We start from the raw sequence: 26,053 nt of genomic DNA, 5'->3' as shown, positions 1-26,053 counted from the left end.
CCAAGAAGGCTCCGGCCAAGACCGCAGCCAAGAAGACGGTTGCCGCTAAGGCTCCCGCCAAGAAGGCTCCGGCCAAGACCGCAGCCAAGAAGACGGTTGCCGCCAAGGCTCCCGCCAAGAAGGCTCCGGCCGCCAAGAAGGCTCCGGCCAAGAAGGCTCCGGCCAAGCGCGCTTCCAAGTAGTCGCGCTCGGGCGAAAAGCCTGACGCTGGAAAGCAAGCAGTAAAAGCAAGAGGCGCGGCCCGCGATGACGATCGCGGGCCGCGCCTCTTGCGTTGTTTTCAATACCCTTTTCTAATTGGCGACTTTCGGGAGCGGGCTGTCGAGATGATCAGCCGCGATCAGTCGGTCGCCTACGAGCGAGAGAACCCAGGTGCTGCCCTTGCGGTTGCGCGCTGAGGGCAGTGTTACACCCGCTGATTCGCTCCACCAGGCCATCAGATCCGGAATGACGCCTCCTTGGCTGCAGATGACCGGTGTGCCGCCTGCAGAGGCAATCTCGAGTACCCGCGCACGGGCAGCTTCTGGATCTTCCGCGTATCCTTCTTCGCTCAGAAGTGGTTCGATCCCGATCTCCACTCCGAGAGCCTCGGCGAGCGGCATCACAGTTTCGATGCAGCGAGTTCGGTCGGCGGAATAGACGGTGTCCGCGCCGAAAATGCGTAACTGCGACGCCAAGGCCGCGGCCTGTTCCTTGCCTTTGGCTTCGAGGGGGCGAAGTGTGTCGTCGCCCTTGTACCGCTTGCGACTTCCCGCTTTTGCGTGACGGACCAGCAGCACGGTTCGGGTATCGGGTGGTGCGGAGACAAAGCGGCGCAGGATCATCCGATCCATCGGATACGAGAGATGGTCAGGGACTTCGTCGATCGGAAGCCAGTGCAGAACGTCCACTTCGCTGTTCGGACCAAAATCTCCGTCGACGGCTTCTGCGGCCCAATACTCGACGCGCTTGAGTTTGCGGTGCCCAGGAACCGGATAGGTGACACCGCCGAGGTGACGTCCGAAGCGGCCGGTGATCGACGTTTCTTCCTGCACTTCACGAACAGCGGCCGTCAGGAATGTTTCACCCGGGTCGAGTTTGCCTTTGGGAAAAGACCAGTCGTCGTATTTAGGGCGATGAACAACGGCGATTTCGACGGCCTCCGGATTATCGGGAGCCTTTCGCCATAACACTGCGCCGGCGGCAAAGATATTCGCTTTGACAGGTTTGTCAGCCATGGCAGCGACCGTCAGGATCCGCTGGATGTGCGACTGCGCATCAACGCATGTTGATGCTCGCGTACATCTTCGCCGTGTTCGGGGGAGGCGACCCAACTTCCGTCGGGATGGAGTACCCAGCAACGGGTGCGTGGGTCGAGCGCGGAATCGAAGATGTCGCCCAACTGCTTCGCCAACTTGGGATCCGTAACCTGAACCATCACCTCCACTCGGCGATCGAGGTTGCGGTGCATCATGTCTGCGCTGCCGATCCAGAATTCGTCGGCGGCCCGGAAATGGAACATGCGTGAGTGCTCGAGGAATCGTCCGAGAATGGAACGTACTTCGATGTTGTCGCTCAGTCCCGGTACACCCGGCTTGAGCGCGCAGATTCCGCGAACCACGATCTCCACGGGCACGCCGGCCTTGGATGCCCGGTACAGCGCGTCGATAACCTGTTCGTCGACAAGTGCATTCGCCTTCATGCGGATGGCAGCGTCACGCCCGGCCAGCTTGTGCTCGATCTCGGCTTCGATACGTTCGACGATTCCGCGGCGCACGCCGTACGGCGCGACCAGAAGGTTGCGGTAGTTGGTCTTACGGGAGTAGCCGGTCAGCGAATTGAAGAGGTCCGTGAGGTCGGCGCCGACCTCCGGTGCGGCTGTGAACAATCCGACGTCCTCGTACAACCGCGCAGTCTTGGGGTTGTAGTTGCCGGTACCGATGTGGCAGTACCTCCGGATGGTCGAGCCTTCACGCCGAACCACGAGGCAGGTCTTGCAATGAGTCTTGAGTCCGACCAGGCCGTAGACGACGTGCACGCCGGCCTGTTCGAGTTTGCGAGCCCACTTGATGTTGGCCTGCTCGTCGAAGCGAGCCTTGATCTCGACGAGAGCGACAACTTGCTTGCCGGCTTCAGCGGCGTCGATGAGCGCGTTGACGATCGGTGAATCACCGGACGTTCGGTAGAGGGTTTGCTTGATCGCAAGAACCTGCGGGTCGGCGGCCGCCTGCTCGATGAATCGCTGAACACTGGTGGAGAACGAGTCGTACGGGTGATGGACGAGTACGTCGCCATCACGAAGAGTGGAGAACACGCTCTTGGGTGTTTCGCGTTCACCGAACGCCGGGTGCGTCGCCGGAACGAAAGGTGCGTCCTTGAGGGCCGGGCGGTCGACGGCGTAAACCTGCCAGAGGCAGGACAAGTCGAGCAGACCGGAAACCTCGATTACGTCGGCGGGGTCGACGTCGAGTTCACGAAGCAACAAGTCGAGCATGTGTTCGGTCATGTCGTCGGCAACTTCGAGACGGACCGGTGATCCGAAACGGCGACGGGCAAGTTCGCGCTCCAGCGCCTGCAGGAGGTCCTCGTCGCGATCCTCCTCGACCTCGAAGTCGGCGTTGCGTGTGATCCGGAAGGCGTGGTGCTCCACGATTTCCATTCCGGGGAACAGAACATCGAGGTGCGCCGAGATCAGCTCTTCCAACGGGATGAACGAGTCGATCGACGAAGTGGTGCTCTTGACGCGAACGAAGCGGCCGACGTTGTCGGGAACCTTCACTCGGGCGAAGTGCTCACCGCCCGTCAGGGAATCCTTCACCGTCACTGCGAGGTTGAGACTCAGCCCGCTGATGTACGGGAAGGGGTGCGCGTGGTCGACGGCGAGTGGAGTCAGAACGGGGAACACCTGTTCGGTGAAATGCACCGAGAGGCGTTCGTGATCGTCGTCGCTGAGGTCGGACCAGCGAACGATCGAGATTCCTTCTGCCGCTAGGGCAGGGCGAACGGAATCGAGAAAGACGTGTGCGTGCTTGTCGGCAAGTTCCTGTGTCCGCTGCGCGATGAGAGCCAACTGTTCGCGCGGCGAGAGTCCGTCGGCAGAGCGGACGGACAGACCGGTTTCGTCGCGGCGCTTGAGACCGGCGACACGAACCATGAAGAACTCGTCGAGGTTGGACGCGAAGATAGCGAGGAACTTTGCGCGTTCGAGGAGGGGGAGTGACTCGTCGGCTGCCAACGCGAGAACGCGGGCGTTGAAGTCGAGCCAACTGAGTTCACGGTTGAGGTAGCGGTCTTCGGGTAAGCCACCGAGAAGGACTGCGGGAATTGCCTTCGTGGCTGCCGGCGGCGCACTCGGTATGTGCGTCGGCGATCCACTGACCGGTGGTCGCGCCGAAGGCTGCGGTGTCGAAGGCTGCTGCCCGTCACCGGTTTTTGCGGTGTTGGTGTCGCCAAGTTCTGGCGGTGTGGTCTCTACGTTGTTTGCGGACTTGCGGTGCTCGAGTGCTTCGCCGTTGCTCACCTGTCGATCATCCCCCACAATTGCGCGCTTCGACAATTGATGATCGAAAAAGGTCAATGCGTTTTGGACGTGGCGCGATGGAAGCGTGTCAGCGACGCGAGTGTTGCCGGTCCGACGCCGAGTGCGCGGGCGGTGTCGAGATCTGTTGCGGTGTCGACGTCGGTGCGAAGGCCCGGCCACTCTCCGGTGAGACGCCTGGCGCCGGAATCCGTGTGGCCACGCGCGGATTCGGGGCCGAATCGTGGATCGAGCGGCAGATCGGGATCACACGAGAACAGGGCCGCGGTCCCGGTTCCGTGGTGATCGACGACGATGGAACGGCCACCGGCGCGGGCGGCGTCGAGGGCTTCGAGCAGTTCGTCTGGTTGGAGCGACGGAAGATCCGCTTGGATGACAACAAGATCCACCGTGCCATGTTCGGTGCGGATGTGCGTGGCCGCTGCGTCGAGGGCAGAGTTGAGTGAATTCTCGGTGGACCTACTCGAATCTGGATCGGCGTACACGTTTACTCCCGCGGCGTACGCGAGTGCGGCGACTGTCGGATCCGGAGTCACGACAGTGACGCCGTCGATGGCAGGTACACCCGTAACCGTGGTGAGAGTGTCGTGAAGCATCGCGAGAACAAGATCGGCACGGGCGTCGACGTCGAGTTCGGCGGCCAGCCTGGACTTCGCGGATCGGAGGTCCTTCACCGCGACAATGGCATGCATCGGGCGCGGACGTTCCGATCTGGTTGCGCTCGGCCTCGCACTGGTCATCCTTCGATCTTGCCAGTCGGTTGCCGACATGTCTGTCTCTGCCTGCCTCACCGGGGCGTCTGGCGACTCGACTTCGGTCCGGGCGATAGTCTGTGCAGGCGATTTCATTGCCGGGTCGCAACACAACCGGCGTCTTGGCGAACGTCACGAGGGGTAGACGAGGTGACTGTGTGAGTAAGGCAGCAGTATTGGGTGCAGGCTCATGGGGAACGGCGCTGGCGAAGGTCATGGCCGAGGCCGGCACCGAGGTGACGATGTGGGCTCGCCGGAAGGAAGTCGCCGACAGGATCAACGCGACGCACGAGAACGGTGACTACCTACCCGGTATCGCGCTGCCCGAGTCGATTCGTGCGACGGATCGTCACGAGGAAGCGATGGAGGGAGCAGACTTCGTCGTTCTGGCGGTCCCGTCGCAGTCGCTGCGGGGGAACCTCGAGCAGTGGAAGGATTCGATAGGTCCGAATGCCACCCTGTTGAGTCTGGCCAAGGGCATCGAAACCGGCACCTTGATGCGGATGAGCCAGGTGATCGTGTCGGTTACCGGCGTCGAACCCGGCCGTGTCGCCGTGCTGTCCGGACCCAATCTCGCGCGTGAGATCGCGAGCCGTCAACCGGCGGCGACGGTCATCGCCTGCACCGATTCTTCCCGTGCCTTGGCACTTCAAGATGCGTGTGCCACAGGATATTTCAGGCCGTACACCAACTCCGACGTGATCGGTTGTGAAATCGGCGGCGCGTGCAAGAACGTGATCGCGTTGGCATGCGGCATGGCGGCAGGCAGCGGTTTCGGCGACAACACTGTTGCCAGCATCATCACGCGTGGGTTGGCCGAGACGATCCGGCTGGGCGTCGCGCTCGGTGGCCAGGCATCCACGTTTTCGGGGTTGGCCGGCGTCGGCGATCTCGTTGCGACGTGCACGTCGGAGCTGTCACGAAACCGGACGTTCGGTGAGCACCTCGGCCGAGGCGGCTCCATGGAATCGGCGCAGCAGGCCACCAACGGTCAGGTAGCCGAGGGCGTGAAATCATGCACGTCCGTGCGCGCACTCGCTGCCGGATACGACGTCGAAATGCCGTTGACCGATGCCGTCCACCGCGTCTGCCACGAGGGGATAGCGGTCAGCGAGGCGATCGGCCAACTGCTCGGCCGGCGGACCAAGCCGGAATGACGTCAGCAGACGGCTACGGCGATTCCACCCGGTGCGTGAGCAGCGTCGGGAGTGCGCACAGCCCTGGTCAGCCCATGCAGTTGGGTCCGGTATTTGCTGCGCCGTACCAGCTTTCGGAGGACGAGGGGAGCGAGAGCGACACGTATGCCCGGGCATCGAATCCGGGGTGGCGTGGCCTCGAGGCGGCGCTCGGCATGCTTGAAGGTGCAGATCACGTCGTTGTCACAGGGTCAGGAATGTCGGCCGTCACGGTGACGTTGCGCAGCCTGCTTCAGGCCGGCGATACCGTCGTCGTTCCGTCGGACGGCTATTACCAGGTGCGTCGTTATGCGGAGGAAGCCCTGGCTCTGCTGGGCATCGGCGTTCGCGAGGTGTCGACGACGGGCATGGGTGATGCGAGTTTCGCGGAGTTGCTGTCTGGGTTGCCGGGCCGCGTTGTCGTTGTCGCCGAGACACCGTCCAATCCGATGCTCGACGTTGTCGATCTTCGGGCGTTGGCCGTGGTGTGTCACCGCGTCGGAGCAATCCTTGTGGTGGACAACACGACCCCGACTCCGCTCGGTCAACGTCCCCTGGAACTGGGAGCGGACGTCGTGGTGGCCAGCGGAACAAAAGCGCTGAGCGGGCACAGCGATCTGTTGATGGGGTACATCGCCACGGCCGACGCGGACATAGCCGCGAAGGTCGAGCGCGAGCGTCTGCTGTCCGGGACGGTGCTCGGTCCATTCGAAACATGGCTGGCGCATCGCAGTCTCGGAACGGCCGGCCTGCGATTCGGCCGACACTGTGACAATGCTCAGGCGCTCGCCGACATGTTGTCCGGCCATCCGGCTGTCATGTCCGTCCGTTACCCGGGGCTGCACACCGATCCGTCGTACGCCGTTGCGTCGGAGCAGATGCACAGGTTCGGTGGTCTGGTGAGCATCGAATTGGAATCCGCGGCGGCTTTCCATTCCTTTGTCTCGGCAAGTGAACTTGTTACTTCTGCGACCAGTTTCGGTGGCATCCACACCACAGCTGATCGGCGAGCTCGGTGGGGAGATCAGGTCAGCGAAGGGTTTGTCCGGATCTCGTGCGGCATCGAGGACACCGAAGATTTGTTGACGGATATACAGCGCGCCCTCGGTGGACTGACGTCCGGTCGGTAAATTATCCACTGGCCCGAGCGCGTGCCGAAGTCGATTCGACGGTACGGTTTGACGCGTGAATAACAGCCGCACCCGGGTAGCCGTGATCTTCGGTGGCCGGAGCAATGAACATTCCGTGTCGTGCGTATCCGCCGGGAGCGTCCTCGCGCACCTCGATCCGGAACGCTACGACGTCGTACCGATCGGCATCACCGCCGACGGGGCCTGGGTTCTCGGTTCCACCGATCCGGAATCGCTGGCCATCAACGGTCGCGAGTTGCCCACAGTCGACAAGGACGGGACGGCGCTGACACTGACTGCTGACCCGACGCGTTCCGGTGCACTGCTGGCGCTCGACGGAACCGACGTGGGTTCTGTCCTGGCAACTGTCGACGTCGTATTTCCCGTCCTGCACGGTGCTTACGGCGAGGACGGCACCATCCAGGGTCTCCTGGAAATGGCCGGAATTCCCTACGTCGGTCCCGGTGTGCTGGCTAGCGCCGCCGGTATGGACAAGGAATTCACCAAGAAACTGCTTGCCGCCGAGGGGTTGCCGGTCGGTACGCAGGTGGTCCTGCGCCCGGGAACGGCGACACTGAGTGACGAGCAGAAGGAGCAGTTGGGTCTACCGGTTTTCGTGAAGCCGGCTCGCGGTGGATCGTCGATCGGCATCACGCGAGTCACCGGGTGGGACGGACTCGAGGGCGCGATCGCTCATGCTCGCCTGCACGATCCGAAGGTGATCATCGAGGGCGCGATCATCGGGCGGGAAGTCGAATGCGGTGTGCTCGAATTCCCCAGCGGTGACATCAAGGCGAGTGTGGTCGCAGAGATCCGGATGCCCGCCGACGACGGTGACTCGGACGCGTTCTACGACTTCGACACCAAGTATCTCGACGACGTCTGCGAATTCGACGTCCCCGCACATGTGGACGCGGCTGTCAGCGATCAGATTCGCGAGTTGGCCGTGCGCGCGTTCACCGCACTCGATTGCCAGGGGCTCTCACGCGTGGACTTCTTTGTCACCGCGGACGGGCCGGTGATCAACGAGATCAACACGATGCCAGGATTCACGTCCATCTCGATGTATCCGAAGATGTGGAAAGCAACCGGAATCGATTACAGCACTTTGCTTTCGACGTTGGTCGACACTGCGCTCGCCCGCGGGACCGGATTGCGCTGACGGACGTGTTGCGCTGACGGACAGGGGCCGGGATTACCGGCCCCTGTCCGTCAGGGAACCGGGATCGGCGCCGGGTCGAGTGGCTGCTGCGGGATTGTCGCAGAGATGGTGTCCGAGATTTCCTGAATCGGAGTGGGGCCGGTGCCGTCGGGAACGGTGATCCCGATGTATTCGCCGCGGTCGACGGCAAACCAGGTGCTGGCCGCCAGGCCGATGTCGGTACCCGAGATCTGGAACCACTGGACGCCGTTGACTACCTGAAGTGCCGCGGCCTGATCGAATTCGGCGGGGCGGTCGAGTCCGCAGCGCAGGACGATCGGTTCACCCTCGCTGCGCTGCCACGCAGCGGCGCCGGCGGGTGCGGGTTCGACAAGTTCGGCCTTGGTGAAGTCGCCGATGTCCTCGGGGAGAGCATCAAGCAGCGAAACGCACGTCTCGGACTCCGCGTTGGGTGCCGGAACCGGGCCGAGTGCCACCGGTTCGAGCGTCGGGTTCTTTCCGGCGACCACGGCGGCGATCACCAACCCGACGATCAGGGCCACTGGCAGTGCGATGGCGGTGGCAATCAATGCCGGGCTACGACGCTCGACCTCGTCGAGGTCGTTATCGCCATGGTCGTTCGTCTCGGGGGACGTGTTCTCAGACATGCTCAGTTCTTCGTTCGGTTCCGGGTTCGGTTGTTGCTGGGGAGCTCGCGTGCGCATCGGTAGAATTGCCACTGCTTTGACGGTACCGCAGGACGCTTTCGGTCCGATTTGCGCTGAGAAAAAAAGGGAGTGCTCATCTCGTCATCAGGATCGACCTCGAACGAACAGGCATCTTCATCACCCCGCACGGTTGCGCAGGTGGGGGAGTTCGACGTGATTGCCCGCTCCCTTGTCGGTCGAATTCAACCGCTGACGACGGAGTTGGGTCCCGGCGACGACGCGGCGATCGTGACCGCACCCGACGGCCGGGTTGTCATTTCCTCGGACATGCTGGTCGAGGGAAGGCATTTTCGGCTGGACTGGTCGCCGCCGCGCGACGTGGGACGTAAAGCGGTGGCACAGAATGCTGCCGACATCGTGTCGATGGGTGCGCGGCCGAGCGCCTTCACCGTGTCATTGGGCTGCCCACCGTCGACTCCGATCGACGTCATGGACGAAATCTCCGCCGGAATCTGGGATGCCGCAACGGATCTGGGTGCGGGCATTGTCGGCGGGGATCTGGTGCAGTCGCAGGACATTGTTGTCTCGGTGACGGTACTCGGAGATTTGGGTGGACGACGGGCAGTCACGCGGGCAGGCGCCCAGGTGGGTGACCGTGTTGCCGTCGCCGGATTGTTCGGTTGTTCGGCAGCAGGTTTGGCGCTGCTGCTGGCCGGCGATCGATCGTTCCCGGATCTTCTCGCCCTCCATCGTGTTCCGGTCCCGCCGTACGAGTCCGCATGGGCAGCGGCCGATGCTGCTCACTCCATGACCGACATCTCGGACGGGGTTGTCGCTGATCTTCGCCACCTCGCGTCTGCGTCAGGAGTCCAGGTCCGCATCGATTCGGGTGCTGTGCCGACGTCGGCCGACGTACCGAAAGCCGCAGCCGCTCTGAAACTCGATCCGCTGGAATGGATTCTCTCCGGTGGCGAAGATCACGGATTTGCCGCGACCTTTGCAGCCGGTGAAGAGTTGCCGTCGGGGTGGACCGCAATCGGGGAGGTCGTTGCCGGCGCCGGAGTTGTTGTGGACGGAGAACTGCGTGAATCCGGCGGCGGCTGGCACAGCTTTTCGGCCACGGGCACCACCGCGGTATAGGTTCTCCTCATGGCTGTTTATGCACTAGGAGACAAGGTTCCGGATATTCATCCGGACGCGTACGTACACCCGGACGCCGTGGTGATCGGCAATGTGAGCCTCGCTGCGGGAACGTCGATCTGGCCACAGGCCGTACTGCGTGGTGACTACGGAACCATCTCGGTGGGAGTTGGATCGAACATTCAGGACGGCACCGTGATTCATTGCACGGTTACCGAGCCCACGATTATCGGCGCGGGATGTGTTGTGGGACACAATGCTCACATCGAGGGGTCCACGATCGAGGACGGGTGCTTGATCGCATCCGGGTCGATCGTGCTCAACGGTTCGGTGATCGGGGCGGGGTCGATAGTCGGAGCCGGCGCCGTGATCGCGCGCGGATTCGTAGTGCCACCGCGCAGCATGGCTTTGGGGGTGCCCGCCAAGATTCGCGAAGGCTACGAAGTTCCGCTCGGTCATCTCGAAGCGAATGTCGCGAACTACTCTGCCAACGCTGCACATTACCGCGGCGCCCTACGCAGGCTCGACTGATGGACACCCACATCGAATCCGGCTGGGCCACAGCGCTGGAACCGGTTTCGGAGCAGATCGCTCTGATGCAGAAGTTCCTCGACAACGAGACCGCAGCAGGGCGCGAGTTTTTGCCCGCGCGCGAGAATGTGCTGCGCGCGTTCACGAATCCGTTCGAGGACGTCAAAGTGCTTATCGTCGGACAGGATCCGTATCCGACCCCGGGTCATGCGGTGGGTCTGAGCTTTTCGGTTGCCCCTGATGTTCGACCCGTTCCCCGCAGTCTGGTCAACATCTACAAGGAATATCACCAAGATCTCGGTTTGCCGATTCCCGATGACGGTGACCTGACACCGTGGTCGAATCAAGGTGTGTTGCTGCTCAATCGGGTACTGACCGTAGCGCCAGGGGCAGCGGCGTCACATCGTAAAAAAGGTTGGGAACCTGTGACCGAACAGGCAATTCGCGCTCTGGTGGCTCGATCTGCCCCGATGGTTGCCATTCTGTGGGGTCGCGACGCCGCGACGCTGACCCCGCTACTAGGGGATACCCCCATCATCGAATCTGCGCACCCGTCACCACTTTCGGCGTCGCGTGGGTTCTTCGGTTCACGTCCGTTCAGCCGGGCAAACCAACTTCTGACGGATATGGGGGCCACGCCGGTCGACTGGGATCTGGGATCAACCGCGAGCGTGACCGAACCACTCTGGTGAGAGCGATTCGGTCACGCGAGCCGAATCAAGCCTGCTTGGCAGCTACAAAATCGGGGCGACGCTTCTCGACGAACGCGTCGACGCCCTCCCGGCCGATAGGACTGTTGGCGGCAGTCTTGATGGACGCTGCTTCGGCGTCGAGTTGTTCGGAGAGCGTGTTGGTTCGTGACGAGCGCAACAGTGCCTTGATGCCGGCGTACGACGAACTCGGTCCGTGCGCAAGCGTGCGAGCGAGACGGGCCGCCTCTTCCTGAACCTCGTCGTCACCGACGAGGCGGGTGAGAATGCCGAGGCGAACAGCTTCGTCGCCGCCGATAATGGAATCGCTCAGAAGGATTTCGCGAGCCCGTCCCGCGCCGACGATGCGGGGGAGTGACCAGGACATCCCACCGTCCGGCGTGAATCCGATGGAAGGGTACGCGGGGCGAAGTTTGGTGCTGGTGCCGCCGATGGCGATGTCGGCAAGGCAGACCAGGCTCATGCCGGCCCCCGCTGCCCAACCGTGAATTCCGGCGACCACGGGAACCGATGCCGCATCCAGAGCACGCACGAAGGTGTGGAGATTCTGGGCAACTCCTTCGACGTACTCGCCGCGATCCGGCGCTGACGCGAAGGCCCGGACGTTACCGCCCGCACAGAAGTTGGGGCCTTCACCGACCAGGAGAATGCTGCCGATGTCGTCGCCGAACGATTCCAGGGCCACTGCACCCTGGATCATCCCTTCGTCGTCGAGGGAGGTGCCGTTGGCGGCGGTGGAAATGGTGATGCGGAGTACGCCTTCTTCGAGCGTTACTTTGCTGAGGTCATCGATGGAAGTCACCTCACGCACATTACGGGTCAGGTGTCCGGGTCGTCACAGGAGGGACCCCGGCACAGGCACAACAAAAGGCACGACAAAAACAGCTCTGCCCCCGACACCGAAGTGTCGGGGGCAGAGCTTGCAATTGTTGTGCTCGGGCAATCAGCCCCGAGCGACCTTGCCTGCCTTCAGGCAGGAGGTGCACACGTTGACCTTACGGGTGTTACCCGGGGCAACCTCGGTACGAACAGACTGAATGTTCGGGTTCCAGCGACGATTGGTACGCCGGTGCGAGTGCGAGACCGACTTACCGAAGCCGGGCCCCTTGGCGCATACGTCGCAGACGGCAGCCATAGTCGCGAACTCCTTGTTAGAAATGAATATTGAAGTGGTCACCCTACACAGTAGGACGGCCAGAATGACAATTCGAATATACGCTGTGGATCTTGCGATACCGAATCGGTCTCCGACCGCTTACGGTGCAGTCGAGCGTGACAACACAGAACACTGTTGTAGACGATGCACCGGAGTGCACTGTTTGCAGCAATATTTGGTGTAGCCCGTTCGAGGCAACCGTGTAACAGTAACTGTTGACCGGTGGATTGACCAAACCGGCCTGCAAACCGGTGATTACGGAGTGTGCCCGACTACCCTCGACAGCATTCGTTTCCGTCCCCGAGGAGGGGACGTTTCCGCAGAGGGGAATTGCCAGTGGGGGATGCGCACCACCAGAGAACGGACGGGACGGCCGACGGTCTCCTGCTGCGCCGGTGGGCGCGACGCTCGGTCGATTGCCTCGAGGAGCGGCGCGGAGAGATCAACAGCCTCAACGTCTTTCCCATCCCTGATTCCGACACCGGCACAAATCTGCTGTTCACGATGCGTGCCGCGCTCGATTCGGCCGAAGCGCTCGGCGGCGACGTCACCAGCGCTACCCGCACCGCCAATGCGCTGGCGCGGGGCGCCGTGGCAGGAGCCCGCGGCAATTCCGGCGTCATCCTGTCCCAGGTGATTCGTGGGATTGCCGAGACGGTGCGCGGTGAGCGGATCAACGGACTCGATCTTGCGGAAGCGCTGCAGACGGGTACCGAGCTTGCGTCGCGCGCGGTGACGGACTTGGTCGAGGGCACCATCGTGACCGTTCTCCGAGCGTCCGGTGAAGCGGCGGCGCAGTGCGTCGGCGTGGACCTCCAGTCTGTTGCGCTCGCCGCGGCAGATGCGGCCGCGAGGGCCCTGGTCAAGACACCGCAGCAACTCGACGTGCTGGCCTCGGCGGGCGTCGTGGATGCGGGCGGACTGGGCTTGCTGGTGATTCTGGACGCTCTGGTCGAGTCCGTGTCCGGGCACTCACCGGATCGGGCGGAACTGGGTGCCGGACGAAGCCGCGGTCTCATTGCGGAGGTCAGCAGACGCGACCATGACTGGGACCGGAAATCGGGTCCGCTCGAATGTGGCGACGATTCGGCGCAGGACTTCGAGGTGATGTACCTCGTCGACGAATCGGATGAGGATCTGATGGCGGCGCTCCGCACCCGGTTGGCGGTGCTCGGCGACTCGATAGTGATCGTCAGTGACGGATTCGGTGGCTGGTCGGTTCACGTGCATTGCTGTGATGCGGGCGCCGCAGTCGAGGCCGGCCTCGAAGCCGGCCGCGTGCACGGGATTCGGATCAGCAGTTTCCTCGTCGACGAACGTGATCAGTTGGTCGCCCGTCAGGAGATGCAGTTTCAGGGCCACGATGCGCGTGGTGTACTCGCCGTTGTGGCGGGGGACGGCGCCGCGGCACTGTTCGAGAGTGAAGGTGCCTCGGTACTGCGGTGCGACGACGCGCCGGTGACCCGCGCACAGTTGCTCGGCCATATCCGCACCATGGATCGCACCGAGGTGCTGGTGCTGCCGAACGGCGCGCTGAGCGCTCAGGAATTGGTTGCGGTCAGTGCCGCGGCCCGAGATCCCCTGCATCAGGTGCTGCTGCTCTCGACATCCTCGATGGTTCAGGGGTTGGCAGCACTCGCGGTCCACGACGGAAGTCGCAACGTCGCCGACGACGGGTTCACCATGTCCGAGTCGGCTGCGGCAACTCGGTGGGGGTCTCTGCGGATCGCGGTGGAACGGTCGCTGACGTTTGTCGGAACCTGCGACCCGGGCGACGCCATCGGATTGATGGGCCACGAGGTGGTGGTCATCGGACCGGACGTCGAGGCGTCGGCAGCGCGGTTGATCGATCTTGCGCTGGGATCTGGTGGCGAATTGGTCACACTTCTCATGGGCGCCGACGCCGCCGACGGCTTGGCCGAGCGGATGGAAGCACATGTCATCAGCACCTACCCAGGCGTCGACGTGCTGATCTATCAGGGCGGTCAGCCGGGGGATCTGTTTCAGCTGGGCGTTGAGTGAGCGGTCGCCGGGGTGATCGTGTCGGGAGTTTTTGTGTCGGCGGCTACTGATATACGAATAGCTGTGCTTTTCGATCTGCTGCTTTTCGATCTGCGAGGAAACTGACATGGCAACGCTCGCCGACAACTTGGATCGGCTTCTGGGAAAGAAGACCGCGGACGCGTTGGCCGAGGCCTTCGAGATACGCACGGTCGAGGATCTCCTGCGCCACTATCCTCACCGGTACGCGTCGGCCGGTAAGGAACTTGCCGACAAAGAGCCCCCGGAGGGCGAGCACATCACGATCATTGCGCGGGTGGCGTCCGCGAGCGTGGTGAATATGAAGTCCCGGACGGGGCAGATGCTCAAGGTCTCGCTCACGACGGACACACAGACCGTCGACGTCACCTTCTTCAATCCGTACAAGGTGAAGCACGCCATCAAGCCCGGCGTGCGGGCGATGTTCTCGGGCACAGTCAAGTACTTCCGGAACAAGTGGAGTTTGACGCACCCCAGTTATCTGATCCTTCCGGAACCCCGTGCCGGGGAAGAAGATTCGGTGGTTCCTTTGAAAGCCGTCAAAGGGGCCGGCGATCTCGCGGGGCTGGCCCGTGCCAGTTCGGGGCCGGGCGCCGAACTCGACTACTCGATTTTCGAGCGTGAGTTCATCCCGCTGTATCCGGCGACGCGCGAGGTGGAGAGCTGGACGATCATGCGGTGCGTCCGACAGGTTCTCGATCAGCTTGATCCGGTTCCCGAACCACTTCCGGCCGAGACTCTCGCCGAACATCATTTTGTCGGGCTGGACGAGGCACTGAGGACGGTGCACCTGCCCGATACCAAGGACGACATCGAACGTTCCCGCGAGCGATTGCGGTTCGACGAGGCGCTGTCTCTGCAGTTGGTTCTGGCGATGCGACGTCACGACAATTCCGAGCGGGTGGCACCGGCGTGCGTGCCTGTCGCAGGCGGTATCGCCGAGCAGTTCGAGGAGATGTTGCCGTTCACACTGACGGAAGGGCAGCAAGCCGTCGCCGCGGAAATCGCGGCCGATCTCTCGCAGACTCACCCCATGAGCAGACTCCTTCAAGGTGAGGTGGGCTCGGGTAAGACCATCGTGGCGCTTCGGGCGATGCTGCAAGCGGTTGACGCGGGATATCAATGTGCACTACTCGCGCCTACCGAAGTGCTGGCCAATCAGCATGCCCGATCCCTGCGCGCGATGATGGGGCCGCTCGCAACCGGGGGAGAGCTGGGCTCGGCCGAGCACTCCACTCGTATCGCCTTGCTCACCGGTTCACTTCCGGTTGCCGCAAAACGTGCCGCGCTTCTCGACGCGGTGACCGGTGATGCGGGAATTGTCATCGGTACCCACGCGCTCATCCAGGACAGTGTCGAGTTCTTCAACCTCGGCATGGTTGTGGTCGACGAGCAGCACAGGTTCGGGGTGGAGCAACGAGATCACCTCCGCTCGCGTGCTCGCGACGGCCTGAGCCCCCACCTGCTGGTCATGACTGCTACTCCCATTCCGCGCACCATTGCCATGACGGTGCTCGGCGATCTGGAAGTATCCACCCTGCGCGAATTGCCTCGTGGGCGTAGCCCGATCAAGAGCAGCGTTGTGCCGGCAAAGCAGAAGCCCGCCTGGGTGGATCGGGCGTGGGCACGAATTCGCGAGGACGTCGCAGACGGGCGTCAGGCCTACGTCGTGTGCTCCCGGATCGGTGACGGCGAGCCTGCCGCTGGCGAGGACCAGTTCACCGAGGAGAAGCAACCCGAAACGAAGTCGGCAGTCGACGTCTTCGAGGAGTTGTCGAGCGGTCCGCTTTCCGAGCTGCGCGTCGGCCTCCTGCACGGTCGCCTGCCGTCAGATGAGAAAGACGTGGTCATGAGCGCGTTCAACGTCGGCGACATCGATGTGCTCGTCTGCACCACCGTCGTGGAGGTCGGTGTGGACGTGCCGAACGCGACGGTCATGGTGATCGTCGACGCGGAGCGGTTCGGCGTCAGTCAGCTCCATCAGCTGCGTGGCCGTGTCGGCAGAGGAAAGCACCAAGGGCTGTGCATTCTGGTGACGGGCAGCAACCCAGGTGGACCGGCGTACGAGCGGCTCTCTGCCGTTGCCGCCACCAATGACGGTTTCGAACTGGCACAACTCGATCTCGCGACACGACGTGAGGGAGACATCCTCGGAGCGGCCCAATCCGGCACCACGTCCAATCTGCGGCTGCTCTCACTCATCGCGCACGGCGACATTCTCGAATCCGCGCGAGACTTCGCGACCGGAGTTGTCGAACGCGACCCGACGCTCGCCCAGCACCCCGCACTTGCGTCGATGGTGAGCGCCGCTCTTGACTCCGATCGGATCGAATACCTCGAGAAATCGTGAGAAGTATGACGGCAAACTGAATACGAATAGCGGCAGGACCATCGGGTTTGTTTCTCGATTCAGTCTACGATGTGGGACGCCGCGTGCTTGTACACACGGAATTCGCGGTAGTTTTTCCCCATGTTCTCCAAAGTGCTCGTCGCCAACCGCGGCGAAATTGCGATCCGCGCCTTCCGCGCCGCCTACGAACTAGGTGCTGGAACTGTCGCGGTGTTCCCGTACGAGGATCGGAACTCGATCCACCGCCTGAAGTCTGACGAGAGTTATCAGATCGGGGAGAAGGGGCACCCGGTTCGGGCGTACCTGTCGGTGGAGGAGATCGTGGCCGCGGCACAAAATGCCGGCGCTGACGCGATCTACCCCGGTTACGGGTTCCTGTCCGAGAATCCGGATCTGTCGGCTGCGTGTGCGGAGGCGGGCATCAAGTTCGTCGGCCCGTCCGCGGAGATCCTCGAGCTGACCGGTAACAAGGCGCGGGCGATTGCCGCAGCGAAGGCTGCGGGTCTGCCGGTGCTGGCGTCGTCGGAGCCGTCGTCGGATATCGACGAGTTGCTCGCGGCAGCCGAGGACATGACGTTCCCGATCTTCGTGAAAGCCGTCGCCGGTGGTGGTGGCCGCGGTATGCGCCGCGTCGCCGAGCGATCACTGCTCAAGGAATCCATCGAAGCCGCGGCGCGTGAAGCGGAATCCGCCTTCGGTGATCCGACGGTGTTCCTCGAGCAGGCTGTCATCGATCCCCGCCACATCGAAGTCCAGATCCTCGCCGACGAGCACGGCAATGTTATTCACCTGTTCGAGCGCGACTGCTCGTTGCAGCGTCGCCACCAGAAGGTGATCGAACTCGCCCCGGCCCCGAATCTGTCGGAGGAGTTGCGGGCCAAGATCTGCGCCGATGCCGTGGCTTTCGCGAAGCAGATCGGTTACACATGCGCCGGCACGGTGGAGTTCCTTCTCGACACCCGTGGCAATCACGTCTTCATCGAGATGAATCCGCGAATCCAGGTGGAGCACACGGTCACCGAAGAGGTCACCGATGTCGACCTCGTTCAGTCGCAGCTCCTGATCGCGTCCGGTTCCACCCTCGACGACTTGGGTCTGACGCAGGACTCGATCAAGCTGCGCGGCGCGGCGCTGCAGTGCCGCATCACCACCGAGGACCCCGCCAACGGGTTCCGCCCCGACACGGGCCGGATCACCGCGTACCGCACCCCGGGTGGTGCCGGTATCCGCCTCGATGGCGGCGCAACTCTCGGTGCCGAGGTCGGCGCGTACTTCGACTCGATGCTGGTCAAGCTCACCTGCCGTGGACGCGACCTCGAGGCTGCCGTGGCGCGTGCGCGTCGCGCGGTCACGGAGTTCCGTATCCGCGGCGTCTCGACGAATATCCCGTTCCTGCAAGCGGTTCTCGACGATCCGGACTTCAAGGCCGGGCGGGTCACGACCTCGTTCATCGAGGAACGTCCCCATCTGTTGACCCAGCGCTCCTCGGCGGACCGCGGTACCAAGATCCTCACGTACCTTGCCGACGTCACGGTCAACAAGCCGCACGGCGAACGTCCTTCCGCGGTGTACCCGCAGGACAAGCTCCCCAAGATCGATCTCTCGACTCCGCCGCCGGCCGGTAGCCGCCAGCGGTTGCTCGAACTCGGTCCGGAAGGATTCGCAAAGGCGCTGCGTGAGCAGAAGGCTGTTGCGGTCACCGACACCACGTTCCGTGACGCACACCAGTCGCTGTTGGCGACCCGTGTCCGTACCAGCGGCCTGCTCGACGTCGCCGGTCACGTTGCCCGGTTGACGCCGGAGCTGCTCTCCATCGAAGCGTGGGGCGGCGCGACATACGATGTGGGACTTCGCTTCCTGCACGAGGACCCGTGGTACCGGCTCGCCGCACTGCGCGAAGCGATCCCGAACATCAACCTGCAGATGCTGCTGCGTGGCCGAAACACGGTGGGCTACACGCCGTATCCGGAAAAGGTCACCCGCGCCTTCGTGCAGGAAGCCACCGACACCGGTATCGACATTTTCCGTATCTTCGACGCGCTCAACAACGTCGACCAGATGCGGCCGGCCATCGACGCGGTCCGCGAGACCGGTACGGCGCTCGCCGAGGTTGCGCTGAGCTACACCGGTGACCTGTCGGATCCGAACGAAACGCTCTACACCCTCGACTACTACCTGAAGCTGGCCGAGGAAATCGTCAATGCCGGCGCACACGTCCTGGCGATCAAGGACATGGCCGGACTGCTCCGCGCCCCGGCCGCGACCAAGCTCGTGACTGCGTTGCGCTCCAACTTCGATCTGCCGGTGCACGTGCACACGCATGACACCCCCGGTGGACAGTTGGCAACGTACTTCGCCGCCTGGCAGGCGGGCGCAGACGCCGTCGACGGTGCTTCGGCGGCTCTGGCCGGCACCACCAGCCAGCCCGCGCTGTCGGCCATCGTGGCTGCTGCTGCGCACTCGGAGTTCGACACCGGACTGAATCTGCAGAACGTGTGCGACCTCGAGCCGTACTGGGAGGCACTGCGAAAGGTGTACGCGCCGTTCGAGTCCGGGCTTCCGTCTCCGACCGGGCGCGTCTACACGCATGAGATCCCCGGCGGCCAACTCTCGAACCTGCGCACTCAGGCTGTGGCACTGGGCCTCGGTGACCGCTTCGAAGAAGTCGAAGCCAAGTACGCCGACGCCGACCGCATGCTCGGGCATCTGGTGAAGGTGACACCGTCGTCGAAGGTTGTCGGCGACCTCGCCCTGCACCTCGTCGGTGCCGGTGTTCCGTCGGAGGAATTTGCCGCCGACCCGGCCAAGTTCGACATCCCCGACTCGGTTGTCGGCTTCCTGCGCGGCGAACTGGGCACCCCGCCCGGCGGCTGGCCGGAACCGTTCCGCAGCAAGGCACTCGAGGGCCGCGGCCCCGCGAAGCCGGAGACGCCGCTCTCCGCTGCCGACGAGGCGCTGCTCGAAGGCTCGTCGAAGGACCGTCAGGGCGCGCTGAACCGTCTGCTGTTCCCCGGCCCGACCAAGGAATTCCTCGAGCACCGCGACAAGTACGGAGACACCTCGCGACTCTCGGCGAACCAGTTCTTCTACGGCCTGCGCCGCGGCGAAGAACATCGCGTCGAACTCACACCGGGTGTGCAGTTGATCATCGGACTCGAAGCGATCTCCGAACCCGACGAGCGCGGCTACCGCACCGTGATGTGCATTCTCAACGGACAGTTGCGTCCGGTCTCCATCCGGGACCGGTCCATCGCCAGCGATGTTCCCGTGGCGGAGAAGGCCGACAAGAACAACCCAGGTCACGTCGCCGCACCGTTCGCGGGCGTCGTGACGCTCGCGGTGAAGGAAGGCCAGAAGATCGAGGCCGGTGACACCGTCGCCACCATCGAAGCAATGAAGATGGAAGCGGCGATCACCTCACCGCGCGGCGGCATCGTCTCCCGCATCGCGATCAGCGCAGTCCAGCAAGTCGAAGGCGGCGACCTCCTCGTTGTCGTCTCCACCGGGGAGAGCGCCGCAGAGTGACACGCATTATCTCGGGACTCGCAGGCGGTCGCCGCCTGCGAGTCCCGCCGAGCGGAACCCGGCCCACCTCGGACCGGGTCCGCGAGGCGCTTTTCAGTGCGCTCGAAGCGCGTATCGACCTCGACGGCTGTGCTGTCCTCGACCTGTTTGCCGGTTCCGGAGCCCTTGGCCTCGAAGCACTCTCCCGCGGTGCGGAGCACGTGATGCTCGTCGAGTCCGACGCAAAGGCAGCAGCAGTGATCAAGGACAACATCGGTGTTGTCGGGCTGCCTGGCGCGGTCCTACGGGCAGCGCCGGTCGCTGCGGTCGTCTCCGGTCCGAGTGCTCGTGAATACGACATCGTCATCGCAGACCCGCCGTACGCGGTGACCGACGACGCGGTGGTGTCCATCCTCCAACACCTTCAGGCAAACAAGTGGGTGGGGGAGGGCACGATCGTCGTTCTCGAGCGGTCGTCCCGATCACCGGAGACCGTCTGGCCGCACGGGTTCGAACCCGTCAAGGCGAAGAAGTACGGCGAGGCCAGGATCGAACTCGCAACCTGCTACGGTCTGGACTCATGACTGGCGCCGTTTGCCCCGGATCCTTCGACCCTGTGACCAATGGTCACCTCGACGTAATCGGAAGAGTTGCTGCGCAATTCGACGAGGTCGTGGTCACCGTGATGATCAACAAGAACAAGCGCGGAATGTTCACCGTCGACGAGCGTATCGAGATGCTCGAAGACGCGACGAGCCACCTGCCCAACGTTCGAGTGACGTCATGGCACGGGCTTCTGGTCGACTACGCGAAGCAAGAGGGCATCACCGCGATCGTCAAGGGTCTGCGCGGCGCCAACGACTTCGACTACGAACTGCAGATGGCGCAGATGAACAAGAAGCTCAGCGGTGTCGACACGTTGTTCGTCGCAACGAACCCCACCTACAGCTACCTGTCCAGCTCACTGGTCAAGGAAGTTGCCACCTTCGGTGGTGATGTCGCTGACATGTTGCCCGCAAAAGTGCATGCCCGATTGCTCGACCGCATCGCTGAACGGGCAGCCGAAAACAGCTGATACCCGACACACCGCCCCCAGACGCACCTGGTGGGCCGATCTTCCGGCAAACTTGTCGACAAGGAACGGGCGCAGATCCAGGTGGATCGGTGACGATGTGGGCCGATAGTTGGCCGGTGAAGATTGGGGTTGCTTGTGTACCGGGTATTCGAGGCGCTTGACGAACTGGTCGCGATTGTCGAAGAGGCACGAGGCGTTCCGATGACTGCCGGGTGCGTCGTCCCACGCGGCGACGTGCTCGAACTGCTCGACGACGTCCGTGACGCTATTCCGAGTGAGCTGGACGACGCCCAGGACGTCCTCGACCATCGTGACAAGTTGGTCTCGGACGCGCGTTCCACGGCGGACAAAACCGTCAGCAGTGCCAACGCGGAAGCAACGTCGACGGTCGAGAATGCCCGCGACGACGCCGATCGCATCCTGTCCGACGCCAAGGCTCAGGCAGACCGCATGGTCGCCGAGGCCAGCGCTCACGCCGATCAGTTGGTCGCCGATGCCGAGGCGGAAGCCGAGCGCACGGTCACCGACGGTCGACGCGAGTACGACGCCGTCACTGCTCGCGCGCGCGACGAGTCCGATCGCATGATCGAAGCAGGCAAGGCGTCGTACGACCGCTCGGTTTCCGACGGAGCCGAGGAGCAGGCACGTCTGGTTTCCCAGACCGAGGTCGTCCAGACCGCGCGCGCCGAGTCGGCTCGGGTGATCGACGCCGCGCACGCGGAATCCGATCGGATGCGCTCGGAGTGTGATCTGTACGTCGACACCAAACTTGCCGAGTTCGAGGAGTTCCTCAACGGGACTGTTCGATCCGTCGGTCGCGGTCGTCAGCAATTGCGGACGGGTTCGGGTGTGCCCGACTATCTCGACGACGATCGCCGCCAGGAGCGTCGCCGATAGGGTCCTTCACCGGATTGGGCCTGCTGTGCACTGTCGGGTATTGTGGGGTGGTTGCCCATCCAGTTTCAACAGTTAGGTGAGTTCTCTTTGTCAACGCATCGTCGTCATTCATCGCATCAGTCAACTGATGCGGGATTCTTGCTGGACACCGTCAAGTTAGGTCGGCGTCCAGGGTCGATGCGCACTGTCGAGAGAACGATCCAGTCGCCGAATCGCATCGGTCTCGATCTCATCGCGATCGAAGCAGGTTCGGACATAGATCTCGATCTTCGTATGGAAGCGGTATCCGAGGGCGTTCTCGTCACCGGTACCGTGCACGCACCCACTACGGGTGAGTGCTCGCGGTGTCTCGAGCCGTTCACGAGCGTTGTGGACGTCTATCTCACGGAGTTGTTCGCTTACCCGGACAGCGTCACCGAGGAGACAACCGAAGAGGGCGAGGTCTACCAGGTCGAAGACGAAGAAATCGATCTGGAACCGGTCATCGTCGATGCAGTCGGACTGGCGCTTCCGCTCCAGCCTTTGTGCAGTGACGATTGCCTGGGATTGTGCTCAGAATGTGGCATTCGCCTGGCGATTGCGGAATCTGGGCATGGGCATGACATACTTGATCCTCGCTGGGCTGGTCTCGCGGCCAAATTTGGCGTGGAATCAAACACCAGTGAAAATCTTGTGATCACCGAAGCCGAGGAGAAGTAGAAGTGGCTGTCCCCAAGCGCAAAATGTCGCGATCCAACACGCGGTCGCGTCGTAGCCAGTGGAAGACCACTGTGCCCACCCTCGTTACCTGCCCCAACCGTGGCTGTGGCGAGCAGACCTTGCCCCACATCGCGTGCCCGTCCTGCGGTACGTACAAGGGCCGCCAGGTAACCGCTGCTGTCTAGTTCTCCACGGAGAAAGACTATGACGAGCGACAATACAGTTTCAGCCGTTGGCGGCGAGGGCAATCACGACACGCTCCTCGCCGCTATCGGCGTCGATATAGAGCCTGGCCTCTTGACGCTGGCTCTCACCCACCGCTCGTATGCATACGAGAACGGTGGACTGCCGACAAACGAGCGCCTCGAGTTCCTCGGGGATTCCGTTCTCGGTCTCACTGTTACCGAAAATCTCTACCTGTCACACCCGGCCAAGTCCGAAGGTGACCTTGCCAAGATTCGTGCGAGCGTAGTCAACATGCACGCTCTGGCCGAGGTTGCGCGGACTTTGGGTGAAGGTGGACTCGGAGCGCATCTGCTTCTGGGCAAGGGCGAGGAAATGACGGGTGGCCGTGACAAGCCGTCCATCCTCGCCGACGGTATGGAATCCATTCTTGGCGCCATCCACTTGCAGCACGGAATCGATACCGCGCGCCGTGTGGTCCTCGACCTGTTCGACGATCTTCTGACCCGTGCTCCGCTTCTGGGTGCCGGTTTGGACTGGAAGACGAGTCTGCAGGAGTTGACCGCAGAACACAGTGCCGGTGTTCCCGTGTACGAGATCACGGCTACCGGCCCTGATCACGACAAGGAATTCACCGCCACTGTGCTTATCAGCGGCAATCCCTTGGGTGTCGGTGTCGGTCGGTCCAAGAAGGAAGCCGAGCAGAAGGCAGCAAGTACGGCATGGAAAGCGATGTCGGAGAAGGCTTCCGAGGGCGCTGCTGTAGCCGATGCTCCTGTCGATCTTGCCGGCTGAGTTCTTCTCTTGCCTGAACTTCCCGAAGTCGAAGTCGTTCGCCGCGGCCTACAGTCTCACGCTGTAGGTGCGGCGATCGAGGCTGTCGAAGTTCTCCATCCCCGCGCTATTCGCCGCCACGTTCTCGGGTCCGACGACCTGATCGGGCAGTTGACCGGACAGACCATCGCCTCGGCCGAGCGCCGCGGCAAATACCTGTGGCTGGTTCTGGAACCTGCCGGTGTCGGTGTAGTGGTTCACCTCGGGATGAGCGGTCAGATGCTCGTTCAGCCGCCCACTGTGGACTGGGAAAAGCACCTTCGTATCCGACTGGCTCTCGATTCCGGAGCCGATCTTCGGTTTGTCGATCAGCGCACCTTCGGTGGCTGGTCGATTTCGCCGTTGGTCGAGGTGGACGGGACGCTGTTGCCGGAGTCGGTCGCACACATCGCACGTGACCCGATGGACGAGGCATTCGATCTCGAATCGGTGGTGAGCGTTCTGCGCGGCAAGCACACCGAAATCAAACGTGCACTGCTCGATCAAACCGTGGTCTCCGGTATCGGCAACATTTATGCCGACGAATCATTGTGGCGGGCAAAGGTTCACGGCAACAGAATCGCCGAAACCCTGACAAAGCCTAAGCTGCGTGAGCTCGTGACGGCGGCCCGCAGTGTCATGGGTGAGGCGCTCGAGCAGGGCGGCACGTCCTTCGACGCGTTGTACGTCAACGTGAACGGCGAATCCGGCTACTTCGATCGCTCACTCTCGGCGTACGGGCAGGAAGATTTGCCGTGCCCGCGGTGTGGTGCGCCCATTCGGCGTGAGAAGTTCATGAATCGATCGTCGTTCAGTTGCCCGCGCTGCCAACCGGCACCCAGATCGCGGCGAAACGTAGCGTAGGTCGTCGCACTCGCCACTGCAGAAGGGTGGCAAGATTGCGGCATGGCTGAACAGATCGCTGACAACGCACCGGCACACACCGAACTCTGGGTCGAACGTACCGGCACCCGCCTCTACACCGGCAAGAGTTCGCGGGGCGCCGAAGTCCTCATCGGATCGGAATCGGTACCGGGTGTTTTCACACCGGGGGAACTTCTCAAGATCGCTTTGGCAGCCTGCTCGGGAATGAGTTCGGACTTCCCGATTTCGCGCCGTCTCGGTGACAACTACGACGCGACCATTCGAGTGTCGGGAACCGCGGATCGTGAGAACGAGGTGTACCCGCAACTGGACGAGGTTCTCGAACTCGACCTCAGTGAACTCGACGCCGACGCCCAACAGCGGTTGATCACGCTGATCGAACGATCCGTCGACAAGGTCTGCACTGTGGGGCGCACCCTCAAAGCCGGCACCAAGGTCACGTTGACCATCGACACGGACGCCTGATGCTGCGCGCCGGCAGTGTTGTCGCTGCGCTGGTACTGGGTTGTGCTGTAGCAGTGTCCACTCCGGCGGCAGCGGAGTCCACTGGGGCCGGCGACGGTTGTGGTGAGTGGAGGTCGACGCTCGTGACCTCCGGTGCGGGAATGCTCGAAAACCTGGAATTCGACAGGGCCGGGTCGATGGTGTTGTCGCAGTCGGCTCCCGTCGGCCCGGGAGCGCTGCTCACCGTGGCGCCGGACGGAAGCCGAAAGACTCTGGTGAGCAACGTGAACGGGCCGGGTGGGCTGGTTGCCCAAGACAGCGCCGTGTACTTCACCACCGGAAACACTGCAGTCTCAGGACTGTTCGGAATCGCGGACGGAACTTTGGGCAGAGTCGACGTCGGGGACGGGTCGGTGACGACGATTGCCGACGGGTTGGTGATGCCCAACGGCCTTGTGCCGCTGGACGGCAATCGGTTCCTGACGACGCGTACATTGACACAACCCGGACTGACCGTGATCGGCAGTGACGGTTCGGCGACGGTGGTGCGCGAGGATCTCGGAACCGTCGACGGGTTGGCTCGATCGGGGCAGAATATTTTTGTGACAACAACATTCGACCTCACCACCGCAATTCACATTCTGAACGCCGACGATCTGGGTGGAACTGTGCGGACTATTGCGTTGCCAGGGTTCGGTCCCGCGAACATGGCCGACGATTTGACCGTCGGACCGGACGGAGCGCTGTACGTGGCGTTCAACGCCGGTGGCAAGGTTGTGCGTGTTGATCCGGAGTGGGGCACCTCGTGTGAGATTGCTTCCGGTTTGCCGTTGACCTCGGCGGTGAAGTTCGGCGCCGGACCGGGGTGGGATCCGAATGCGCTGTACACCACCAGTTTCCTGGGTGACGTGCACAAGCTCGATCGGGTCGGCGGTGTGTCATGAGTGAGCCGGTGCGGTTGACGGCGTGGGTACACGGCTTTGTCCAAGGCGTCGGGTTCCGGTGGTGGACCCGGGCGCGCGCGTTGGAATTGGGATTGGTGGGGTACGCGTCGAATCAGCGCGACGGCCGAGTACTCGTTGTCGCGGAGGGTGATCGGGAGTCGCTCGAAAGGTTGCTGGAGTCGTTGCGCTCGGGCACCACGCCGGGAACTGTCGACCTGGTTGTCGACAGTTGGGACGCCGCGCGGGGAGACCTGTCCGGGTTCGTCGAACGCTGACCGCGATGACGGTAAAGTTCTCCG

General features: G+C 62.9%; 26 protein-coding genes. 20 read left to right on the top strand and 6 right to left on the bottom strand.

Annotated features, from left to right (window positions below; genetic code table 11):
* On the top strand, positions 1 to 182 hold a 182-nt coding region (locus tag FEZ60_RS31295), incomplete at its 5' end, for a hypothetical protein (protein WP_176607717.1).
* Between the two features lie 111 nt (positions 183 to 293).
* On the opposite strand, the gene FEZ60_RS31290 is transcribed toward FEZ60_RS31295, so the two are convergent.
* The 3 genes from FEZ60_RS31290 to cofC form a co-directional block, all read right to left on the bottom strand.
* Entirely contained in the window at positions 294 to 1,217 is a 924-nt protein-coding gene (locus FEZ60_RS31290; RefSeq protein ID WP_116103101.1) for a bifunctional NUDIX hydrolase/histidine phosphatase family protein, read from the bottom strand.
* A gap of 11 nt (positions 1,218 to 1,228) precedes the next feature.
* Entirely contained in the window at positions 1,229 to 3,337 is a 2,109-nt protein-coding gene (locus tag FEZ60_RS31285) for an RNA degradosome polyphosphate kinase (RefSeq protein WP_230590374.1), read from the bottom strand.
* A 215-nt stretch (positions 3,338 to 3,552) separates the two neighbouring features.
* Positions 3,553 to 4,257: a 2-phospho-L-lactate guanylyltransferase gene (gene cofC, locus FEZ60_RS31280; protein ID WP_033236612.1), complete on the bottom strand. Its 705-nt coding sequence runs from the start codon at positions 4,255 to 4,257 to the stop codon at positions 3,553 to 3,555.
* 170 nt (positions 4,258 to 4,427) lie between these two features.
* On the opposite strand from cofC, the gene FEZ60_RS31275 reads away from it, so the two are divergent.
* From FEZ60_RS31275 to FEZ60_RS31265, 3 genes are read left to right on the top strand one after another with little or no spacing between them, the layout of a single operon-like run.
* On the top strand, positions 4,428 to 5,426 hold the full coding sequence (locus FEZ60_RS31275) for an NAD(P)H-dependent glycerol-3-phosphate dehydrogenase (protein WP_116103104.1): 999 nt from the start codon (positions 4,428 to 4,430) through the stop codon (positions 5,424 to 5,426).
* Positions 5,423 to 6,574, top strand: coding sequence for a cystathionine gamma-lyase (locus FEZ60_RS31270; RefSeq protein ID WP_172937864.1), 1,152 nt, complete (start codon positions 5,423 to 5,425; stop codon positions 6,572 to 6,574). The genes FEZ60_RS31275 and FEZ60_RS31270 overlap by 4 nt, the downstream gene beginning before the upstream one ends.
* 55 nt (positions 6,575 to 6,629) lie before the next feature.
* A complete protein-coding gene (locus FEZ60_RS31265; protein WP_172937863.1) occupies positions 6,630 to 7,736 on the top strand; it encodes a D-alanine--D-alanine ligase family protein in 1,107 nt (368 codons plus the stop codon).
* A gap of 50 nt (positions 7,737 to 7,786) precedes the next feature.
* Here the strand turns inward: FEZ60_RS31265 and FEZ60_RS31260 are convergent, their stop codons facing one another.
* Positions 7,787 to 8,383: a DUF3515 domain-containing protein gene (locus FEZ60_RS31260; protein WP_045067923.1), complete on the bottom strand. Its 597-nt coding sequence runs from the start codon at positions 8,381 to 8,383 to the stop codon at positions 7,787 to 7,789.
* A gap of 135 nt (positions 8,384 to 8,518) precedes the next feature.
* On the opposite strand from FEZ60_RS31260, the gene FEZ60_RS31255 reads away from it, so the two are divergent.
* The 3 genes from FEZ60_RS31255 to FEZ60_RS31245 are packed head-to-tail and all read left to right on the top strand — an operon-like array spanning position 8,519 to position 10,746.
* A complete protein-coding gene (locus FEZ60_RS31255; protein WP_116103175.1) occupies positions 8,519 to 9,523 on the top strand; it encodes a thiamine-phosphate kinase in 1,005 nt (334 codons plus the stop codon).
* Positions 9,524 to 9,532: 9 nt separating this feature from the next.
* A complete protein-coding gene (locus tag FEZ60_RS31250; RefSeq protein ID WP_033236571.1) occupies positions 9,533 to 10,054 on the top strand; it encodes a gamma carbonic anhydrase family protein in 522 nt (173 codons plus the stop codon).
* Positions 10,054 to 10,746, top strand: coding sequence for a uracil-DNA glycosylase (locus tag FEZ60_RS31245; protein WP_033236570.1), 693 nt, complete (start codon positions 10,054 to 10,056; stop codon positions 10,744 to 10,746). The genes FEZ60_RS31250 and FEZ60_RS31245 overlap by 1 nt, the downstream gene beginning before the upstream one ends.
* A 25-nt stretch (positions 10,747 to 10,771) precedes the next feature.
* On the opposite strand, the gene FEZ60_RS31240 is transcribed toward FEZ60_RS31245, so the two are convergent.
* Positions 10,772 to 11,566: an enoyl-CoA hydratase-related protein gene (locus FEZ60_RS31240; RefSeq protein WP_116103176.1), complete on the bottom strand. Its 795-nt coding sequence runs from the start codon at positions 11,564 to 11,566 to the stop codon at positions 10,772 to 10,774.
* A gap of 141 nt (positions 11,567 to 11,707) precedes the next feature.
* Positions 11,708 to 11,899: a 50S ribosomal protein L28 gene (rpmB, locus tag FEZ60_RS31235; protein ID WP_003942669.1), complete on the bottom strand. Its 192-nt coding sequence runs from the start codon at positions 11,897 to 11,899 to the stop codon at positions 11,708 to 11,710.
* Positions 11,900 to 12,256: 357 nt separating this feature from the next.
* Between rpmB and FEZ60_RS31230 the strand changes: the two genes are divergently transcribed.
* The 13 genes from FEZ60_RS31230 (at position 12,257) to FEZ60_RS31170 (ending at position 26,029) form a co-directional block, all read left to right on the top strand.
* Entirely contained in the window at positions 12,257 to 13,942 is a 1,686-nt protein-coding gene (locus FEZ60_RS31230; protein ID WP_336882877.1) for a DAK2 domain-containing protein, read from the top strand.
* Positions 13,943 to 14,048: 106 nt separating this feature from the next.
* Positions 14,049 to 16,310, top strand: coding sequence for an ATP-dependent DNA helicase RecG (gene recG, locus FEZ60_RS31225; RefSeq protein ID WP_033236569.1), 2,262 nt, complete (start codon positions 14,049 to 14,051; stop codon positions 16,308 to 16,310).
* Between the two features lie 120 nt (positions 16,311 to 16,430).
* Entirely contained in the window at positions 16,431 to 19,835 is a 3,405-nt protein-coding gene (locus FEZ60_RS31220) for a pyruvate carboxylase (RefSeq protein WP_045067179.1), read from the top strand.
* Positions 19,832 to 20,398 carry a 16S rRNA (guanine(966)-N(2))-methyltransferase RsmD gene (gene rsmD, locus FEZ60_RS31215; protein WP_092808540.1) on the top strand — a complete coding sequence of 189 codons (567 nt, stop codon included), beginning with the start codon at positions 19,832 to 19,834 and terminating at the stop codon, positions 20,396 to 20,398. The genes FEZ60_RS31220 and rsmD overlap by 4 nt, the downstream gene beginning before the upstream one ends.
* Positions 20,395 to 20,889, top strand: coding sequence for a pantetheine-phosphate adenylyltransferase (gene coaD, locus FEZ60_RS31210; protein WP_033236566.1), 495 nt, complete (start codon positions 20,395 to 20,397; stop codon positions 20,887 to 20,889). The genes rsmD and coaD overlap by 4 nt, the downstream gene beginning before the upstream one ends.
* A 135-nt stretch (positions 20,890 to 21,024) precedes the next feature.
* Positions 21,025 to 21,786: a DivIVA domain-containing protein gene (locus FEZ60_RS31205; RefSeq protein ID WP_033236565.1), complete on the top strand. Its 762-nt coding sequence runs from the start codon at positions 21,025 to 21,027 to the stop codon at positions 21,784 to 21,786.
* A 138-nt stretch (positions 21,787 to 21,924) separates the two neighbouring features.
* Positions 21,925 to 22,485: a YceD family protein gene (locus tag FEZ60_RS31200; protein ID WP_033236564.1), complete on the top strand. Its 561-nt coding sequence runs from the start codon at positions 21,925 to 21,927 to the stop codon at positions 22,483 to 22,485.
* Positions 22,486 to 22,487: 2 nt separating this feature from the next.
* On the top strand, positions 22,488 to 22,670 hold the full coding sequence (gene rpmF, locus FEZ60_RS31195; RefSeq protein ID WP_007729318.1) for a 50S ribosomal protein L32: 183 nt from the start codon (positions 22,488 to 22,490) through the stop codon (positions 22,668 to 22,670).
* Positions 22,671 to 22,689: 19 nt separating this feature from the next.
* Positions 22,690 to 23,463: a ribonuclease III gene (gene rnc / locus FEZ60_RS31190; RefSeq protein WP_033236563.1), complete on the top strand. Its 774-nt coding sequence runs from the start codon at positions 22,690 to 22,692 to the stop codon at positions 23,461 to 23,463.
* A 9-nt stretch (positions 23,464 to 23,472) separates the two neighbouring features.
* Complete coding sequence (mutM, locus tag FEZ60_RS31185; protein WP_172937861.1) at positions 23,473 to 24,345, top strand: bifunctional DNA-formamidopyrimidine glycosylase/DNA-(apurinic or apyrimidinic site) lyase; 873 nt, start codon at positions 23,473 to 23,475, stop codon at positions 24,343 to 24,345.
* Between the two features lie 42 nt (positions 24,346 to 24,387).
* Positions 24,388 to 24,831 carry an OsmC family protein gene (locus FEZ60_RS31180; RefSeq protein ID WP_033236561.1) on the top strand — a complete coding sequence of 148 codons (444 nt, stop codon included), beginning with the start codon at positions 24,388 to 24,390 and terminating at the stop codon, positions 24,829 to 24,831.
* Positions 24,831 to 25,754: a hypothetical protein gene (locus FEZ60_RS31175; RefSeq protein WP_033236560.1), complete on the top strand. Its 924-nt coding sequence runs from the start codon at positions 24,831 to 24,833 to the stop codon at positions 25,752 to 25,754. Before FEZ60_RS31180 ends, FEZ60_RS31175 begins: the two co-directional genes overlap by 1 nt.
* Positions 25,751 to 26,029 (top strand): acylphosphatase, encoded by a 279-nt coding sequence (locus tag FEZ60_RS31170; protein ID WP_033236559.1) that lies wholly within the window; start codon positions 25,751 to 25,753, stop codon positions 26,027 to 26,029. The genes FEZ60_RS31175 and FEZ60_RS31170 overlap by 4 nt, the downstream gene beginning before the upstream one ends.
* Positions 26,030 to 26,053 lie beyond the last annotated feature (24 nt).

Source organism: Rhodococcus sp. MS16 (assembly GCF_013277795.1).
In the GTDB taxonomy this organism is placed as follows: Bacteria; Actinomycetota; Actinomycetes; order Mycobacteriales; family Mycobacteriaceae; genus Rhodococcus_F; species Rhodococcus_F globerula.
Note: the sequence above shows the minus strand (reverse complement) of the source record. Positions and strands in the feature narration are given on the sequence as shown.